Raw genomic sequence first — 14,263 nt, 5'->3', positions numbered from 1 at the left:
GTCGGCCGCGTCCTCGCGGGCGATCGCGCCGCCAGCGTCGCATTAGGACCGCTCCGGCCGCAGGCAACCGGGTGAGCGATGTTCCGGCGGATTCGTGAGGACGTCCGGGCGATGGCCGCCCGCGACCCCGCGGCGACGGGCCGACTCGAGGTCCTCTGCTGTTATCCGGGTCTCCACGCCGTCTGGGCGCACCTGCTGCTCCACCGGCTCTGGACCGCCGGCTTCGAACTCACCGCGCGACTGTTGTCCAACGTCGTGCGCCTGCTGACCGGCGTCGAGATCCACCCGGGCGCGACGGTCGGGGAGCGGGTGACGATCGACCACGGTATGGGCGTCGTGATCGGTGAGACGGCCGATATCGGTGACGACGTCCACCTGTACCACGGCGTCACGCTCGGCGGCGACACGAACGAACCGATCAAGCGCCACCCGACGGTCGAGGACGGCGTCCAGATCGGCGCGAACGCGACGCTGCTCGGCGATATCACGGTCGGCGAGGATGCGGCCGTCGGCGCGGGATCGGTCGTCACGGACGACGTCGAACCGGGCGCGACGGTCGCCGGCATCCCGGCGGAACGCGTCGACTGAGCGACGTCGCGAACGGGAGAAACGGAGCGCGGACCGCTCGAACTGTTCGACTCTTACTGCTGATCGCCGCTTACCACGCCGTCCGAGCCGGCCGGCTCCTCCGACGACGGAACGCCCTCCTCGGTCTCGGCGTCGCTGGCGGACTCGCCGGGCGCCTCCTCGCTCATCGTCTCGTCGGGAGCGGAGCGGTAGCCGAGTTCGAGGTGGAGTTTCGCCGTGCAGTCGAAGGCCTCCTCGTCGAGTTCGGTCTCGTCCTCCTGTTGGTTCATGTAGCCGTTACAGCGGCCGTGCTTGACGATGTTCATCAGCGACGCCGCGGAGCCACACTCCGGGCAGTCGATGTAGTAGTTGCCCTCGTCGTTTTGATGCCACGCGTCGGGGGTGAGTTCCATGTACGTGGCGTCCTCGTGATCGCGTTGGCTCATGGGCGTACAGAACGGACCGACGCGGGTAAAGAAGGGCCCGGAAGTCGCAACCCGCCGTCGGCTCGAGGATCGAGAACCGGTTCGAAGCGGCGCTCAGACCAGCGGTTCGACCAGTTCCTCGCCGGCCTCGAGCAGCTCCGCGACCCGCTGCTCGTCCTCGGCCTCGGCGTAGACCCGCAGGACGGGCTCGGTTCCGCTGGGACGGATCAGCAGCCACGAGCCGTCGGCGAGCTGGAGTTTGAAGCCGTCGGCGGTGTTGACGCCGTCGACGGCGGTTCCCGCCACGTCGTCGGGGATCTCCGCCTCGAGGTCCTCGATCACGCGGGTCTTCTCCTCGTCCGGGCAGGCGACGCTGATCTTGTCCTGGACGACGGTGCCGTGCTCGGAGAGCAAGCGGTCGACCCGGTCGTCCAGCGGTTCGTCGGCGTGCATCGCGGCCGCGAGCAGGGCCATCAAAACGCCGTCCTTCTCGCGGACGTGGCCGCGGACGGTGAAGCCGCCCGACTCCTCCCCGCCGACGAGGGCGTCGTGTTCGCCCATCGCGTCGGCGACCCACTTGAAGCCGACCGGCACCTCGTGGACGGTCTCGCCGTGGGCCTCGGCGACGCGGTCGATCAGGAACGTCGTGGAGACGGTTCGGACGACCGCTCCCGCGTCGTTCTCGAGCAGGTAGTCGTAGAGCGCGGCGAAGAAGAGGTTCTCGTCGAGATAACCGCGTTCGGGGGTGACGATGGCGATCCGATCGGCGTCCCCGTCGTTGGCGACACCGAGGTCGGGGCCGGCGTCGTCGTCGGTGACCAGGTCGATCAGCGTCCCCAGGTTCTCCGGGGCCGGTTCGGGCGCGCCGCCGCCGAACTCGGGGTCGCGCTCACAACGCAGGCACTCGAGCGAGGCGCCGGCCCGCTCCAGGAGGGCGTCGGTCGTCCCGCGGCCGCTGCCGTGCATGGCGTCGTAGGCGACGGTCAGCCCCGAGAGGTCGGTACTGCCCGTGATCGAATCGACGAGCTCGAGGGCGGCGTCGGCGTGGGGCGTGACGAGATCGACCTCCTCGACGGTGCCGTGCTCCGCTTCCGGGAGCGGCTCGGGTTCGGCGAGTCGGTCCGCGATGGCGTCGGTCACTTCGGGGAGCGCCGGCGCGCCGTCCCGCGGAATGAACTTCACGCCGTTGTACTCCGGCGGGTTGTGCGAGGCGGTGATGGCGAACCCGCCGATCAGATCGCGCTCGACGATGGCGTGGGCGACCAGCGGTGTCGGCCGGTCGCGCTCGGGCATCACGACGTCGAACCCGTTGACACACAGCACGCGCGCCAGTTCTTCGGCGAATCTGCGGGAGCTCTCGCGGGCGTCGTATCCGACCGCGACCGTCCCCTCGAGTCCCTCGTCGGTCAGATACGTTGCGACCGCCTGTCCGACCATCCGGACCCGCGGCGTCGTGAACTCGTCGAGCGTCGCCCGCCAGCCGTCGGTGCCGAAGCTGATCGACTCCATATGCGTGCGTCTACGTCGGCGGCGAAAAAAGCGACGCCATTCCGCGGACGTGGTCGGGGGCGGGCGACCGACCCCGGCGCAGTCGGACCGACTCGCAGCCGGTGGGTTCCGGCACTGGTGTTTTCCGGTCGCCGATCGTAGGGCCTGTATGAGTCAGACGCCCTCCGTCGTCGCCGTCAGCGGCAGTCTCCGGGACGAGAGCTACACTCGGACAGCGCTGAAGTACGCGTTACGGGCCGCCGCCGACGCGGGCGCCGAGACGACGCTGCTCGACCTCCGGGAGTTGGACCTGCCCGTGTACGATCCCGACCGCGACCTCGAGGACCAGGGCGACGCCGCGGCCGCGACGCGACTCGTCCGCGAAGCCGACGCCGTCGCGCTCGGAACGCCGGTCTACCACGGCTCCTACTCGGGGGCGCTGAAGAACTTCCACGACTACTGCGGGTTCGACGAGTACGAGGAGACGACCGTCGGCCTGCTGGCGACCGCCGGCGGCGGCAGCTACGGCTCGACGCTCGATCACCTCCGCATTACGGTTCGGGGCGTCCACGGGTGGGTCCTCCCCCACCAGGTCGGCCTCCGAAACGCCTCGGGGACGTTCGAGGCCGATCCCGAGGCCATCGACGGCCGTCGGTTTCGCGATCCCGGCCTGCAGGATCGAGTGGAAAAACTCGGTCGAAATCTCGTCGAGTACGCCTTCATCGACCCCAGCGTCACGTCGGCGCAGTCCGCGGCGGGCGACGACTGAAGACGATCCCTCGAGGGGTCGACGCGAGACGCCTCCTTCAGACGTCGACGGCGTCGAGTCGCTGTTCGAACAGCCGCTCGCCGGTCTCGTCGCAAGTCACGGCGAAGACCTCGTGTGAGGTACAGCAGGACTCGACCGTTTCCTCGCTCATGCTGATCTCGCCGCCGGTCGGGCACGTCTCGAGGAACATCCGGAGGCCGTTGAGGATCTGGCCCTTCAGCTCGGGGTCGTGAACCTCCCAGTCGTCGGTCCACTCGGCGAGCGCGCGGCTGGCGCCGACGTCGGCGAGCAGCGCGGCCCGGGACGGCCAGCGGCCGGCGATCCCCCGCTCGGATCGGAGGACGCGGACGTCCTCGCGGACGTCGAGTTCGAACTCGTCGGAGTCGGCGTCGAACCCGAACGCGTCGACGGCGGCCGCGACCTCGAGGCCCGACTCCTCGACGGTCTCGATCGCCTCGAGCCAGGCGGACTCGAACGCGTCGGTGAGACAGAGGTCGTCCGCCTCGGCGCAGGGCTCTAGGACCTCGTGGTCGAGGAAGTACGTCTCGAGGTCGGCGACGGGCTCGTCGGCGGGGTCGACCGCGTCCGCTTCGGCGGGCGGTTCGTCGGCGGCCGCGCTCGACTCGGCGGACTGGTCGTCGTCGGTGGTACTGGCGTCTGCGGCGGTCTCCGCGACGTCCGTGTCGTCCTCGCCGGAGCGGGCGTCCGAGTCGGACGACCGCGAGTCAGATCGGTCGGTCGCGGTCCCCGCGGTACCGTCGACGGCGCCGAGCCCGCTGGCGATCTCCGGTTCGGGTTCCTTGCCGAACCAGCGGAGCACTTCCGGCGGGAGGTAGCGCTTGGTCAGCGTCGGCGTTCCGGGGACGAGATACCCCCGAAGGTAGATGAGCGCGATCGATACTCCGACCGCGAGCGCGCCGCCGAGCCTGGATTTGCGCGCGATCAGCGACCCGGCCACGGCGGCGATAGCCAGGTTCAGTATCGTACACGGCTCGCACCGGTTCTCGCCGGTGTACTCCGGCTGTTTGAGGTCGTCGACAATCTCGAGATCCATTTCGTCCCCAGAAGGGGGTGCCAATAATATCTATTTTTCGGGACATCTACCGAAAGAATACTAGCACGAATGCGTCCGGTCCCACTTTTCCCCTCGAGGACAGCGGGCCTGAGACTCTCTGTGTCTCTCTCGAGGGTGGACGGAATCAGCCTCTCACTCGAGGCCGACGAGACGTTCCTTCTCCGGGCGGGAGAGCTGTTTGATCTCGTACTCCCGAGACATCGCGGCCGACCGCGACTCGTAGCGCTCGTGGTAGCGCAGTTCGACGGGCGCGCGACCGCGCGTGTACTTTGCGCCCTCGCCGGCGTCGTGTTCGGCGACCCGTCGCTCTAAGTCCGTCGTGTAACCGGTGTAGAGCGAGCCGTCGGCGCACTCGAGGACGTAGACGACGTGATCGGCCTCGGTCATGAGCGATCGATCGAAACGGGGCGTAAAAAGCGTCACGCTATAGGGGGCGCGTGGTCGTCGATCGCGATGCTCCGCGGGATCAGGCGCCGCGCGCGCGCTCTCTGGCGGCTTGTTCGATCCCGGCGTTGGCCGAACAGCTCACGCAGGCGCGGATCTCACCGTTTTCGTCGGCGAAGACGCGTGCGAACCGTTCGGAGACGTGTGCGCCGCAATGGTCACAGGTTGGCATTGGATACTGGTCACACCGGCCAGAGCCGGTATGCAAAACTACCCAGTGCATAGGTAAATAACCTTCTCCAAACACCGTTTGGCCTTCCGGTCTCGAGAGATATTTTTGCAGGTTAGTTAGATCGACCGTCGTCGCGGGCGCCGTCGATCGCGCGAGCGATCAGCGTCGCCTGGGCGCCGGCGACGAAACCCGCGTCGATGTTGACGACCGAGAGGACGGTACACGACTGGAGCAGTCCCGCGAGTGCGGCCTCGCCGTCGCCCCCGTGGCCGTAGCCGCTCGAGACGGGGACGGCGATGACCGGCGTATCGACGAGGCCGGCGATCACCGTCGGAAGCGCCCCTTCCCGGCCGGCGGCGACGATCAGGACGTCCGCCTCGCGGAGCCGATCGACCTGATCGAGCGTCCGGTTCAGCGCCGCGACGCCGATATCGTCGATCCGGTCGATCGTCGCTCCCGCGTCGGCGCAGACGACCTCCGCTTCGTCGGCGACGGGGCCGTCGACGGTCCCCGCCGTCACGATGCCGACCGTCGCCTCGAGCGACGGCGGCTCGTAGTCGGCCGCCAGCACCCGAACCGTCGACCCTCGACGCTCGAGGGTCGCGTCGGGGAACGTCTCCTCGAGACTCGCCTCGAGGGCCTCGACCTGGCGGTCGTCGGCGCGAGTCACGAGCGCTCGTCCGGTCGTCTCGAGGGCGGTTTCCGCGAGCGCGACGACCTGCGGAGCCGACTTCCCCTCGGCGAGGATGGCCTCCGGAATGCCCCGTCGCTGCTTTCGAGCCGCGTCGAATCGTCCGGCCTCGCCGGTGACGTATCCTCTGAGTTGTGCTTCTGCCGCCGACGGCGAAAGCGAGCCGTCAGCGACGGCCTCGAGCAGTTCGCGCATACGCCCAGTCGTGGGCGAACGTACTCCAATGCGTCGACCCGTTCGAACGCGTTTTGGTCCCACGTGTCAGACGAAAGCGCGCGCGAGCGGACTCACAGCGCGCGCGAGCCGTATTTGCCGTCTCGACGAGGGTCGAATCACGGCCGGTGACTCATCAGACATATATTTTCCGGTGGTATCGGGTGTCGAAACAGGCGAAGCAACCGCTGCAACCCCCGTATTCCGGATTTCAACCAGAGCATTTATATTGGGTAAAGCGGAACCGGTAAATCGTATGGCAGACCTTATCGTCAAAGCCGCCGTGAAGGAAGCGCTCGATGACAAGAACGTCGCCTCGGACTTTTACGAAGCACTCGACGAGGAAGTCGACGAGCTTCTCGAGGACGCTGCGCGACGAGCCGAAGCGAACGACCGGAAGACGGTCCAGCCCCGCGACCTGTAAGGTTCGCCACAGAAGCGTTTTTTATCGCCGACAGATTTCGAGTAGCGACGGCACCCGATCCGCGAGCGGCGAGCCGTTGCCGACTCGAGTTTTTTGACGCTGGCGCTGGTAGCAGTCGATCGAGGATGCTTCGGAAACTGTTGATCGGCTTCGGCTGTTTCGAGATCGTCAGACCGAAACCGGTCATGGACATGTGCGAGCGGATCGGTCTGGAAAACCCCGACGAGGCGGAGCTACGCCCGCAGGCGCTGTGGGGTGCGCGTCTCGAGGGGCTCCTGTTCGTCTGGTTGCTGGTCCGCGGTCGGGAGGGAACGACGGCCGGCAGCGCGCTGCTCGGGCTGGCCGGCGCCGTCTTGGTACTGCTCCCGCAGCCGGTTATCGAACTCAGCCAGCGCGTCGTCTACGAGAACACGGACGACCTCGAGTTGAAGCCGTGGATCGAGCCGGCGGCGCGAGCCCTCGGCGCGCTCTACCTGCTCGTCGTCGTCCTGTCGATGCGCAGCGACGAGACGACCGAAAGCGACGAGGTACTGCCCGAGATCGAACCGAAGTCGACGGCGTAAGGACCGTCGACACTCCCTGATTCGGTCCGCAGCGGACCGCTCGCGAACCGTTTTGTGACCGGCGCGAGAACGAATTCGTATGCGACGATCCCTCGCCTTCGGTCTCGGACTGCTCATGGCTCTCGCTCCGGAACGGATCGTCGAGCCCGCCGAACGGCTCGCCTTCGAGAACCCCCACGTCGGCCGGCTGCGACCGTGGACGCTCCCGATCGGCCGGCTCGAGGGGCTGCTGGTCGTCTGGCTGACCGGTCGCCGGTCCGACGGGACGACCGTTCTCGAACCGCTCGTCGCCGGGCTGGGCGTCGTCCTCGCGCTGGCACCGCGAACGGCGCTTCGACTCGGCCTCCGAACGGCCTACGAGAATCCGACTGAACTCGAGGTGAAACCGTGGGTAGTGCCGGCGACGCGACTCGTTGGAGCGTGTTATCTGGTCGCCGGGCTGTTCGCGGGTCGCGGGGCCGCGCCGGAAGACGCCGGCCGCGAGCGAACCGCTATCGGCGAGTCGCCGAGCGCCGATCAGTAGTCGCGAACCGCGACGCCGTCGTCCGTCCCGACGTAGGTCGCGTCGGCCAACCCGACGAACAGCCCGTGTTCGACGACGCCGGGAAGCCGCGAGAGCCGGGTCGCCAGGGCCTCGGGCTCGTCGATCGACCCGAACGCGCAGTCGAGGACGAGGTTTCCGTTATCGGTCACGACCGGGCCGTCCTTGCCCTCGGCCTCCCGAAGGGTCGGCTCGCCGCCGCCGTCGCGAACGCGATCGGCGACGACCGTGTGGGCGTCGGGGATGACTTCGATCGGGACCGATCGCTCGAGCGTCGGCGCGAGTTTCGAGGGGTCGGCGACGACGACGAATCGGTCGGCCGCCGCATCGACCAGTTTCTCGCGCGTGTGCGCGGCGCCGCCGCCCTTGATCAGCGCGCCGTAGCCGTCGGCCGCGGGGTCGTCGGCCACCTGATCGGCGCCGTCGATCGCGAGGTCGATCCCCTCGACCGCGTCCAGCGTCGTCAGTTCGATCCCGACCTTGAGGGCCAGTCGGCGCGACTGGAAGGAGGTCGGAATTCCCCGGATCTCGAGGCCGTCGTCGACGGCCCGGCCGAGCGCCTCGATCGCGTACGCGGTCGTCGAACCGGTACCGAGCCCGACGACGAACCCGTCCGTGACCTCGTCGGCGGCGCGTTCGCCGGCCCGTCGCTTCGCCGCGTCGGAACCGCCTGCCGTCTTCATGGCTACTACGGCGCGGGGGGACGGCAAAAACGTTGTACTCTCGAGTCGGTCGGTGGTCGGTCGCCTCAGAGATCGGTGCGACCGAACCGCCAGACGCCGAGTCCGAGCGGGACGAGCGCCCAGAGCGCCAGCAAGACGAAGCCGAACCACGGCTCAGCGATCGTCGGGAGGTCCTCAACACCGTACGCGCTCGCCATCGTAAGGGCAGATTCGTCGAAGACGGCGCCCAGTGCGGAGCTGTAGGCGGCGTCCGGCGAAATCGAGGCCAGTCCGATGTACCAGCCCGGATACTGTTCGGGAATGAGCGTGCCCTCGACGTAGTACAATAGGGCCTGTAGCAGGAACGACCAGACGATCCAGAAGAACACGATCAGTCCGAACGCGCCGACCGCCGCGCGAGTCGTCGAGCGCGTCAGCGAGGAGATGCCGATCCCCAGACAGACGTAGACGAGGCCGAACAGCATCGTTATCAGCGTAAACAGGAGGTAGTCGACGATCGAGACGGAGCCGACGAAGGCGACGAGGCCGCCCAGCCCGACGGCGAACCCGATCAGGATCGACGCGGCCACGACGGCCGAGCGCCCGAGGACCTTCCCGAACACGACGTCGGTACGCGTGTGGGGCAGGCCGAGCAGGAACTTCAGGCTCCCGCTCTCGCGCTCGCCACAGATCGCCTTGTAGCTGACCATCAACGCGATGATCGGCACGAGAAGGCTCGCGGGCGTCTGGAGGGCGAAGACGAAATCGAGCGTCCCCTCCGCGCCCTCCTCGCCGATTTCCGCGAACAGCTCCCCGAGCTGGGCGGCGAGATAGGCCCCGCCGAACGTAAACAGAGCGAAGACCGCCGTCATCACCATCAGCTTGCGCGATCGGACGGCGTCCTCGAACTCCTTTTTCGCGACGGTGACCGTGCTCATTGCCGCACCCCCTGGGCGTCGCCCTCGGTGTACGCCATGAACAGCTCCTCGAGCGACGATTCGTCGGTCGCGAAGTCGTCGACGGTGACGCCGTACTCTTCGATCGCCCGGAGGACGGCCGACTTCGCCCGGTCCTCGCAGGTCACGACGAGCGTCGTGCCGTCGGCCGAGACCTCGGAGACGCCGTCGACCGACTGAACCGCCTCGAGGGCGCCGGCCGAGTCGTCGGGGACCCGATCGAGTTCGACGCGAAGCCGGGTCCGTTCGGGCATCGAGTCCCGGAGCCCTTCGATGGTGTCCTCGGCGACGAGGTGCCCGTCTCGAAGGATGCCGACGCGGTCACAGATCGCCTCGACCTGCCCGAGGATGTGCGACGAGAAGAAGACGGTCGCGCCCCGGCGGTTCTCCTCGCGGATAATCTCGCGCATCTCGCGGGCGGCGTTGGGGTCGAGTCCCGTCGAGGGTTCGTCCAGAATGAGGAGGTCGGGCTCGCCGACCAGCGCCGTCGCGAGCATGAGCCGCTGGGCCATCCCCTTCGAGTAGCCGCCGGCCTTCCGGTTGGCCGCGTCGGCGATGCCGACCCGCTCGAGGAGTTCGTCGGGGTCGTCGTCGGCCCCTTTCGATTCGATGGCGAACTCGACGTGTTTGCGGCCGGTCAAGCGGTCGTAGGTCTCGACGCCTTCCGGGAGGATGCCGGTCCGATTGCGGATCTCGAGGGTCTCCGCTCGAGCGTCGAGGCCGAAGACGCGCACCTCGCCCGTCGTGGGGCGGATGAAGTCCAGGATCAAGTTGATCGTCGTCGATTTCCCCGCGCCGTTGGGCCCGAGAAAGCCGTAGATCTCGCCGGACTGGACCGTGAGATCCAGCCCGTTGAGGGCCGTCTCCGACCCGTATCGCTTCGTCACGTTGGAAAGTTCAATTGCTACCACGGTATTAATTGAATGTTTTTCTCCAACACACATATACGTTTATCTGTGCAACAGGTGCGCTAGCACGGGGAACTAGGCAGAACGAACGATTCGATCTCGCAGACAGTTACGGCAGCGTTCGGCGTTAGTAGGCACATCAACGCTATATTCACCGTCCGTTCGCTACAATTTATCAGTGTACAAACAAAAGAAATATGTTTACTAGGTAGGATTTTTCAAACGAAGGAATATATGAATACGATATCCCCGCAAACAACCGGTCGGTACGATTGTGGCCGCCAGCGACGTCACGACGCTCGAGCGAATTTCGGAGCGGAGGTGAGAGCATGATACAGTTTGCGCACCTTCCGTTACAGACCGACGGAGCGGAACCCCTGATCGATCCGACGATCCTTCTCGCGATCGGGGTGGTCTTCCTGCTCATCTCGATTGGCATCGGCTACTGGGTCTACAAGGACGCTTCGAAGCGCGAGAACAACGAGCTCGTCTGGGCGTTCGGTGTCACTGGGCTGTTGTTCCTCACGGGAATCTTCGGTATCGTCGCCCTCGTCGCTTACTTCATCTTCCGCGGCGAGAAGACCGCGTCGGTCGAGACCGACACAACGGACGAGGACTGGGGAGCGACCCAGAGTGACGCCGACGAGACCGACTGGTAGCGAGGTACTGCGACGCATCACCGTCAAGATAACAATTTTATGACCCGCCCGAACACGGATACAAAGATAGACGCCGCAGAACGACGCAACCTCATCGAGCGCGCCAACCGCCAGAGCGCGACGATCGGGCAGGAACTCCTCGAGACGATCACCGTCGGCGACGACGATCTTCCTCTCGAGGAGTTCCTCATCGAGACCCGGAAGGTCGACGGCATCCCCGACGACGCGAAGCCGCTGGTCCGAGAGACCGAGCGGGAGCTGGCCGCCGAGCGGAAACGCCTCGTCGAGCGCCTCGAATCGGCCTCTATCGATCGCGGGGAAGGCGAGGAACTCGTCGAGACGATCGTCGGCATCGACCGCGCCCGAAACGCCCTCAAGAGCCTCCGGCGCGAGCGGTTCGGCGCCGAGGCCCGCTCGGCGACGCTGGCCGATCACGAGCGCTGGCTCGAGTTCGTGGACGCGATCCGCCGCTAGTACTAGCTTTTTCGGTCGGGCCGTGGTCGACCGCCTATGGCGACATCGGGAACCGGGGGCGCCGCCGGCGTCGGCGCCGACGCCGGCACGGCGGTGGCCCTCGAGGACGTCCGGAAGACCTACCAGCTCGGTGAGCCGGTCCACGCGTTAGACGGCGTCTCCCTCGAGATTCCGCGTGGGTCCTACACCGCGATCATGGGGCCGAGCGGCTCGGGGAAGTCGACGCTGATGAACCTCGTGGGCTGTCTGGACACGCCGACGGCCGGCACCGTCGTCGTCGACGGCGAGGACGTGGCGGCGCTGACCGACCGCGAACGGACGACCCTCCGGGGGACGACGGTCGGCTTCGTCTTCCAGACGTTCAACCTCATGCCCCGGTTGACCGCCACGGAGAACGTCGCGCTCCCGCAGTTGTTCCAGAACGTCGATCGCGAACGGCGCCGCGAGCGGGCCCGCGACCTCCTCGAGCGGGTCGGCCTCGCGGATCGGACCGATCACCTCCCGAACGAACTCTCCGGCGGGCAGCGCCAACGGGTCGCGCTCGCGCGGGCGCTGGTCAACGATCCGGCCATCGTGCTGGCCGACGAGCCCTCCGGCAACTTGGACACCGACACGGAGGCCGACATCCTCGACCTCTTCGGGGAGTTTCACGACGCCGGGACGACGATGGTCGTCGTCACCCACGAACGCCACGTCGCCGAACGCGCCGAGCGGATCGTCCACCTGCTCGACGGGCGGATCGAACGGATCGAGATCCTCGACGAGAGCGCGGGCCAGCAGGAGGACGACCCCTCGAGTCGAACCGACTCCGGAGCGGGCGACTGATGCGGGCGATCGAGAGTCTGCGCCTGGCGTGGCGGTCGATCCGCGGCCACAAACTGCGGTCGTCGCTGACGACGCTGGGCATCGTGATCGGCATCGCGGCGGTGATCGCCTTCGTCACGCTCGGTGCGAGCTTACAGGAGGGAGTGCTCGGGGACGTCAGCCCCGACGACCGGCGCAACGTCTACGGCTGGGCCGCCGAGCCCGAGACCGAGGGCGGCCCGCTCGCGGGCGCCCAACCCGTCTTCAGCGAGGACGATCTCGACGAAATCGAACGGCGGGAGGGGGTCGAGGCGGCCTACGGCTACATGCCGTTATCCACGCAGGCCCTCGCCTACGAGGGCGAGATATCGCCACAGAGCGACGCTCTCGTAGCCGCCGGGCCGTCGTATATCCGGGAGAACAGGCTCGCGGAGGGACGGCAGTTCGAGCAGGGCGAGCGCGAGGCCGTCATCAACCCGGCCGTCGCCGGCCAGTTCGAGGAGGAGGTCTCGGTCGGCGACGAACTGACGATCGCCCTGCAGGGCGGCCAGCGGACGACCGTCACCGTCGTCGGCATCACCGAGAGCTCCGAGGGGCTGAGCCCGTTCGAAGGGTTCGAGCCGTCGCCGCGGGTCTACGTTCCGACCGATCCCTTCTACACTGAAGACGCCGCCGCGGCGTTCCCGAGCGGCGACTCCGGCGGGGCGAACAACGGCAGCGACGGGAACGAAACCGAGACCGACGGGAACTCGAGCGACGCGAACGACGCGCTGTTCCTCGCGATCGTCGTCGAGGCGGAGTCGACCGACGACGCGGCGATCGAACGGGCGAAAGAGAGCGCGCGGAGCTACCTCGAGAGCGACGAGTCGGACGCCGGCGCGTTGCTCGACGACGGCCTCGAGGTGCGACTGCAGACGAGCGCGGAGTTGCTCCAGCAACTCGAGGACGTGTTGAACCTGCTCCAGAACTTCATCGTCGGCATCGCGGCGATCTCGCTGGTCGTGGGCTCGGTCGGCATCGCGAACATCATGCTGGTCTCGGTGACCGAACGGACCCGCGAGATCGGGATCATGAAAGCCGTCGGGGCTCAGAACCGGGAGATACTGGGGCTGTTCCTGGCCGAAGCGGTGATTTTGGGCGTCATCGGCGCGATCCTCGGCACGCTGTTGGGCCTCGTCGCGGGCTACCTGGGCGCGTGGTACATCGACCTCCCGCTGGTCTACCCCCTCGAGTACGTCGCGCTGGCGATCGTCGTCGGCGTGCTCGTCGGGATCCTCGCGGGCCTGTATCCGGCCTGGCGAGCGGCGCGGACGGATCCGATCGACGCGCTCCGCTACGAGTGAGCGGTCGGGAACGGGAAAGAGTGATCCTCGCGGCGACGGCCGGAGCGGGACCCGACACCCTCGTCGGCTGGACCGCGTTCTCGAGTCCGCTCCGTCAGAACCGCTCGGGTTCGGTATCTCGGTCACCGTCGGACGACGCACTCGAGTCCGGGTCGGTGTCGGAGTCAGTTTCCGGGCTCGTTTCCGTCCCCGACTCCGACACGGACTCGCGCGTTCCGAACCGTCCGCGTTCGCGGTCGCGTCCGTGATCGCGTCGGCCGCGATCGCGATCCACCCTCACGTCCGATCGAGTGCCTCGCGAGCCGGTCGCGCCGAGCGATCGGGATCGCTCCGAACGGTCCGAAGAGAGGCCGATCGTCTCCTGGGTCCGGCGCCGTTGATCGGGGTACTCGCGGGCGAGCAGCGCGCCGAGGTAGCCGCCGAGCAGCGACAGGCCGACGGTGTAGAGGAACAGGACCAGTCCGAATCCGACGATCGCCAGCGCCGCGATCGCGAAGCCCTCGATCGGCGCCGCGACGATCCCCATTCCGAACCCGAGGACTCCGAGTCCGAGCATCGCGAAGCCGGCGACCGGGAGGAACGCGATCGCCCCCGCGAGCGCGCCGGCGACCGCTCCCTGTCTGGCGTTCGATCCCTCGAGAAAACCCGCGGTAACGCCGCCGATAACGGGCGAGAGCGGGATGAACGACAGCACGACGCCGACGATGGCGCCGACGATCGCGTTGGCGAGCGTTCGGCCGGAAGTCATAGGGAACGGACGACGACCAGCGTAAAAAGATGGGGAGGTCGTCCGGAGTTGCCACGTTCGGACGCGACTATACGGGACAATGTCGACGATGGTAACCCGGAAAAGCGGCCCGGTGGGAAATGATAGAGCGCCGATCGACGGACTCGGAACGCAGGACGAGCGACCTGCCTACGAGTTGAAAAGCTAACTAAAAGAAGTTCGTTCGCCCGATTCGATCCCTACGTCGGGGTATTAATTCTGTATCGATCTGCAAAAAGTATATAATATAGTGGAGATGAATATTAGGTTGAGGTACGAAACCGGCTGGCGGAACGTCGCCCTCCGAGCGTAGTATCGC

The 14,263-nt window shown here is 67.1% G+C and carries 19 protein-coding genes; 9 read left to right on the top strand and 10 right to left on the bottom strand.

The genetic code is table 11. The features are described 5' to 3' along the window. Positions 1–78 precede the first annotated feature (78 nt). The gene (cysE, locus tag HTZ84_RS17650; RefSeq protein ID WP_174681876.1) at positions 79–588 is read left to right on the top strand and encodes a serine O-acetyltransferase; all 510 of its coding nucleotides are present in this window, start codon (positions 79–81) and stop codon (positions 586–588) included. 53 nt (positions 589–641) lie between these two features. Here cysE and HTZ84_RS17645 read toward each other — a convergent pair whose 3' ends face one another. Beyond that, a complete protein-coding gene (locus HTZ84_RS17645) occupies positions 642–1,013 on the bottom strand; it encodes a hypothetical protein (RefSeq protein WP_174681875.1) in 372 nt (123 codons plus the stop codon). A gap of 93 nt (positions 1,014–1,106) precedes the next feature. After that, complete coding sequence (locus HTZ84_RS17640; RefSeq protein WP_174681874.1) at positions 1,107–2,501, bottom strand: phosphoglucomutase/phosphomannomutase family protein; 1,395 nt, start codon at positions 2,499–2,501, stop codon at positions 1,107–1,109. 148 nt (positions 2,502–2,649) lie between these two features. Here HTZ84_RS17640 and HTZ84_RS17635 point away from each other — a divergent pair, with 148 nt between their 5' ends. Continuing rightward, positions 2,650–3,249, top strand: coding sequence for an NADPH-dependent FMN reductase (locus HTZ84_RS17635; RefSeq protein WP_174681873.1), 600 nt, complete (start codon positions 2,650–2,652; stop codon positions 3,247–3,249). A gap of 37 nt (positions 3,250–3,286) precedes the next feature. On the opposite strand, the gene HTZ84_RS17630 is transcribed toward HTZ84_RS17635, so the two are convergent. From HTZ84_RS17630 to larB, 4 genes are all read right to left on the bottom strand, one after another. After that, positions 3,287–4,303 (bottom strand): hypothetical protein, encoded by a 1,017-nt coding sequence (locus HTZ84_RS17630; protein WP_174681872.1) that lies wholly within the window; start codon positions 4,301–4,303, stop codon positions 3,287–3,289. Positions 4,304–4,456: 153 nt separating this feature from the next. Continuing rightward, complete coding sequence (locus tag HTZ84_RS17625) at positions 4,457–4,711, bottom strand: GIY-YIG nuclease family protein (protein WP_174681871.1); 255 nt, start codon at positions 4,709–4,711, stop codon at positions 4,457–4,459. Positions 4,712–4,790: 79 nt separating this feature from the next. Further along, entirely contained in the window at positions 4,791–4,940 is a 150-nt protein-coding gene (locus HTZ84_RS17620; protein ID WP_008893295.1) for a DUF7563 family protein, read from the bottom strand. A 112-nt stretch (positions 4,941–5,052) separates the two neighbouring features. Next, positions 5,053–5,826: a nickel pincer cofactor biosynthesis protein LarB gene (gene larB, locus HTZ84_RS17615; protein ID WP_174681870.1), complete on the bottom strand. Its 774-nt coding sequence runs from the start codon at positions 5,824–5,826 to the stop codon at positions 5,053–5,055. A 274-nt stretch (positions 5,827–6,100) separates the two neighbouring features. On the opposite strand from larB, the gene HTZ84_RS17610 reads away from it, so the two are divergent. From HTZ84_RS17610 to HTZ84_RS17600, 3 genes are all read left to right on the top strand, one after another. Then, positions 6,101–6,268, top strand: a complete 168-nt coding sequence (locus HTZ84_RS17610; protein WP_005578700.1) for a DUF1931 family protein — start codon at positions 6,101–6,103, stop codon at positions 6,266–6,268. 125 nt (positions 6,269–6,393) lie between these two features. Then, positions 6,394–6,831 carry a hypothetical protein gene (locus HTZ84_RS17605; RefSeq protein ID WP_174681869.1) on the top strand — a complete coding sequence of 146 codons (438 nt, stop codon included), beginning with the start codon at positions 6,394–6,396 and terminating at the stop codon, positions 6,829–6,831. Between the two features lie 79 nt (positions 6,832–6,910). Next, positions 6,911–7,354, top strand: coding sequence for a hypothetical protein (locus HTZ84_RS17600; RefSeq protein ID WP_174681868.1), 444 nt, complete (start codon positions 6,911–6,913; stop codon positions 7,352–7,354). On the opposite strand, the gene rpiA is transcribed toward HTZ84_RS17600, so the two are convergent. The 3 genes from rpiA to HTZ84_RS17585 form a co-directional block, all read right to left on the bottom strand. Beyond that, positions 7,348–8,055: a ribose-5-phosphate isomerase RpiA gene (rpiA, locus tag HTZ84_RS17595; RefSeq protein ID WP_174681867.1), complete on the bottom strand. Its 708-nt coding sequence runs from the start codon at positions 8,053–8,055 to the stop codon at positions 7,348–7,350. The genes HTZ84_RS17600 and rpiA overlap by 7 nt on opposite strands. Positions 8,056–8,120: 65 nt before the next feature. Then, positions 8,121–8,972, bottom strand: a complete 852-nt coding sequence (locus HTZ84_RS17590; protein ID WP_174681866.1) for an ABC transporter permease — start codon at positions 8,970–8,972, stop codon at positions 8,121–8,123. Continuing rightward, entirely contained in the window at positions 8,969–9,901 is a 933-nt protein-coding gene (locus HTZ84_RS17585) for an ABC transporter ATP-binding protein (protein ID WP_174681865.1), read from the bottom strand. The genes HTZ84_RS17590 and HTZ84_RS17585 overlap by 4 nt, the downstream gene beginning before the upstream one ends. Before the next feature lie 326 nt (positions 9,902–10,227). On the opposite strand from HTZ84_RS17585, the gene HTZ84_RS17580 reads away from it, so the two are divergent. From HTZ84_RS17580 to HTZ84_RS17565, 4 genes are all read left to right on the top strand, one after another. Continuing rightward, positions 10,228–10,557 carry a hypothetical protein gene (locus tag HTZ84_RS17580; protein WP_174681864.1) on the top strand — a complete coding sequence of 110 codons (330 nt, stop codon included), beginning with the start codon at positions 10,228–10,230 and terminating at the stop codon, positions 10,555–10,557. Positions 10,558–10,623: 66 nt separating this feature from the next. After that, positions 10,624–11,031 carry a DUF5788 family protein gene (locus tag HTZ84_RS17575; RefSeq protein WP_174682618.1) on the top strand — a complete coding sequence of 136 codons (408 nt, stop codon included), beginning with the start codon at positions 10,624–10,626 and terminating at the stop codon, positions 11,029–11,031. Positions 11,032–11,067: 36 nt separating this feature from the next. Next, complete coding sequence (locus tag HTZ84_RS17570; protein ID WP_174681863.1) at positions 11,068–11,856, top strand: ABC transporter ATP-binding protein; 789 nt, start codon at positions 11,068–11,070, stop codon at positions 11,854–11,856. Continuing rightward, the gene (locus HTZ84_RS17565; protein WP_174681862.1) at positions 11,856–13,178 is read left to right on the top strand and encodes an ABC transporter permease; all 1,323 of its coding nucleotides are present in this window, start codon (positions 11,856–11,858) and stop codon (positions 13,176–13,178) included. Before HTZ84_RS17570 ends, HTZ84_RS17565 begins: the two co-directional genes overlap by 1 nt. A 94-nt stretch (positions 13,179–13,272) precedes the next feature. Here HTZ84_RS17565 and HTZ84_RS17560 read toward each other — a convergent pair whose 3' ends face one another. Next, positions 13,273–13,926 (bottom strand): DUF5518 domain-containing protein, encoded by a 654-nt coding sequence (locus HTZ84_RS17560; protein WP_174681861.1) that lies wholly within the window; start codon positions 13,924–13,926, stop codon positions 13,273–13,275. Positions 13,927–14,263: the final 337 nt, after the last annotated feature.

Source organism: Haloterrigena gelatinilytica (assembly GCF_013342145.1).
Taxonomy (GTDB): domain Archaea; phylum Halobacteriota; class Halobacteria; order Halobacteriales; family Natrialbaceae; genus Haloterrigena; species Haloterrigena gelatinilytica.
This window is presented reverse-complemented; position numbering and strand designations above follow the sequence as displayed.

Bases quoted from the DNA above. Each gene is read 5' to 3' on its own strand.
- HTZ84_RS17605 (WP_174681869.1), top strand. From the start codon at position 6,394: ATGCTTCGGAAACTGTTGATCGGCTTCGGCTGTTTCGAGATCGTCAGA.
- HTZ84_RS17570 (WP_174681863.1), top strand. From the start codon at position 11,068: ATGGCGACATCGGGAACCGGGGGCGCCGCCGGCGTCGGCGCCGACGCC.
- larB (WP_174681870.1), bottom strand. From the start codon at position 5,826: ATGCGCGAACTGCTCGAGGCCGTCGCTGACGGCTCGCTTTCGCCGTCG.
- HTZ84_RS17560 (WP_174681861.1), bottom strand. From the start codon at position 13,926: ATGACTTCCGGCCGAACGCTCGCCAACGCGATCGTCGGCGCCATCGTC.
- HTZ84_RS17580 (WP_174681864.1), top strand. From the start codon at position 10,228: ATGATACAGTTTGCGCACCTTCCGTTACAGACCGACGGAGCGGAACCC.
- HTZ84_RS17625 (WP_174681871.1), bottom strand. From the start codon at position 4,711: ATGACCGAGGCCGATCACGTCGTCTACGTCCTCGAGTGCGCCGACGGC.
- HTZ84_RS17640 (WP_174681874.1), bottom strand. From the start codon at position 2,501: ATGGAGTCGATCAGCTTCGGCACCGACGGCTGGCGGGCGACGCTCGAC.
- HTZ84_RS17590 (WP_174681866.1), bottom strand. From the start codon at position 8,972: ATGAGCACGGTCACCGTCGCGAAAAAGGAGTTCGAGGACGCCGTCCGA.
- rpiA (WP_174681867.1), bottom strand. From the start codon at position 8,055: ATGAAGACGGCAGGCGGTTCCGACGCGGCGAAGCGACGGGCCGGCGAA.
- HTZ84_RS17565 (WP_174681862.1), top strand. From the start codon at position 11,856: ATGCGGGCGATCGAGAGTCTGCGCCTGGCGTGGCGGTCGATCCGCGGC.
- HTZ84_RS17620 (WP_008893295.1), bottom strand. From the start codon at position 4,940: ATGCCAACCTGTGACCATTGCGGCGCACACGTCTCCGAACGGTTCGCA.
- HTZ84_RS17600 (WP_174681868.1), top strand. From the start codon at position 6,911: ATGCGACGATCCCTCGCCTTCGGTCTCGGACTGCTCATGGCTCTCGCT.
- cysE (WP_174681876.1), top strand. From the start codon at position 79: ATGTTCCGGCGGATTCGTGAGGACGTCCGGGCGATGGCCGCCCGCGAC.
- HTZ84_RS17610 (WP_005578700.1), top strand. From the start codon at position 6,101: ATGGCAGACCTTATCGTCAAAGCCGCCGTGAAGGAAGCGCTCGATGAC.
- HTZ84_RS17645 (WP_174681875.1), bottom strand. From the start codon at position 1,013: ATGAGCCAACGCGATCACGAGGACGCCACGTACATGGAACTCACCCCC.
- HTZ84_RS17635 (WP_174681873.1), top strand. From the start codon at position 2,650: ATGAGTCAGACGCCCTCCGTCGTCGCCGTCAGCGGCAGTCTCCGGGAC.
- HTZ84_RS17630 (WP_174681872.1), bottom strand. From the start codon at position 4,303: ATGGATCTCGAGATTGTCGACGACCTCAAACAGCCGGAGTACACCGGC.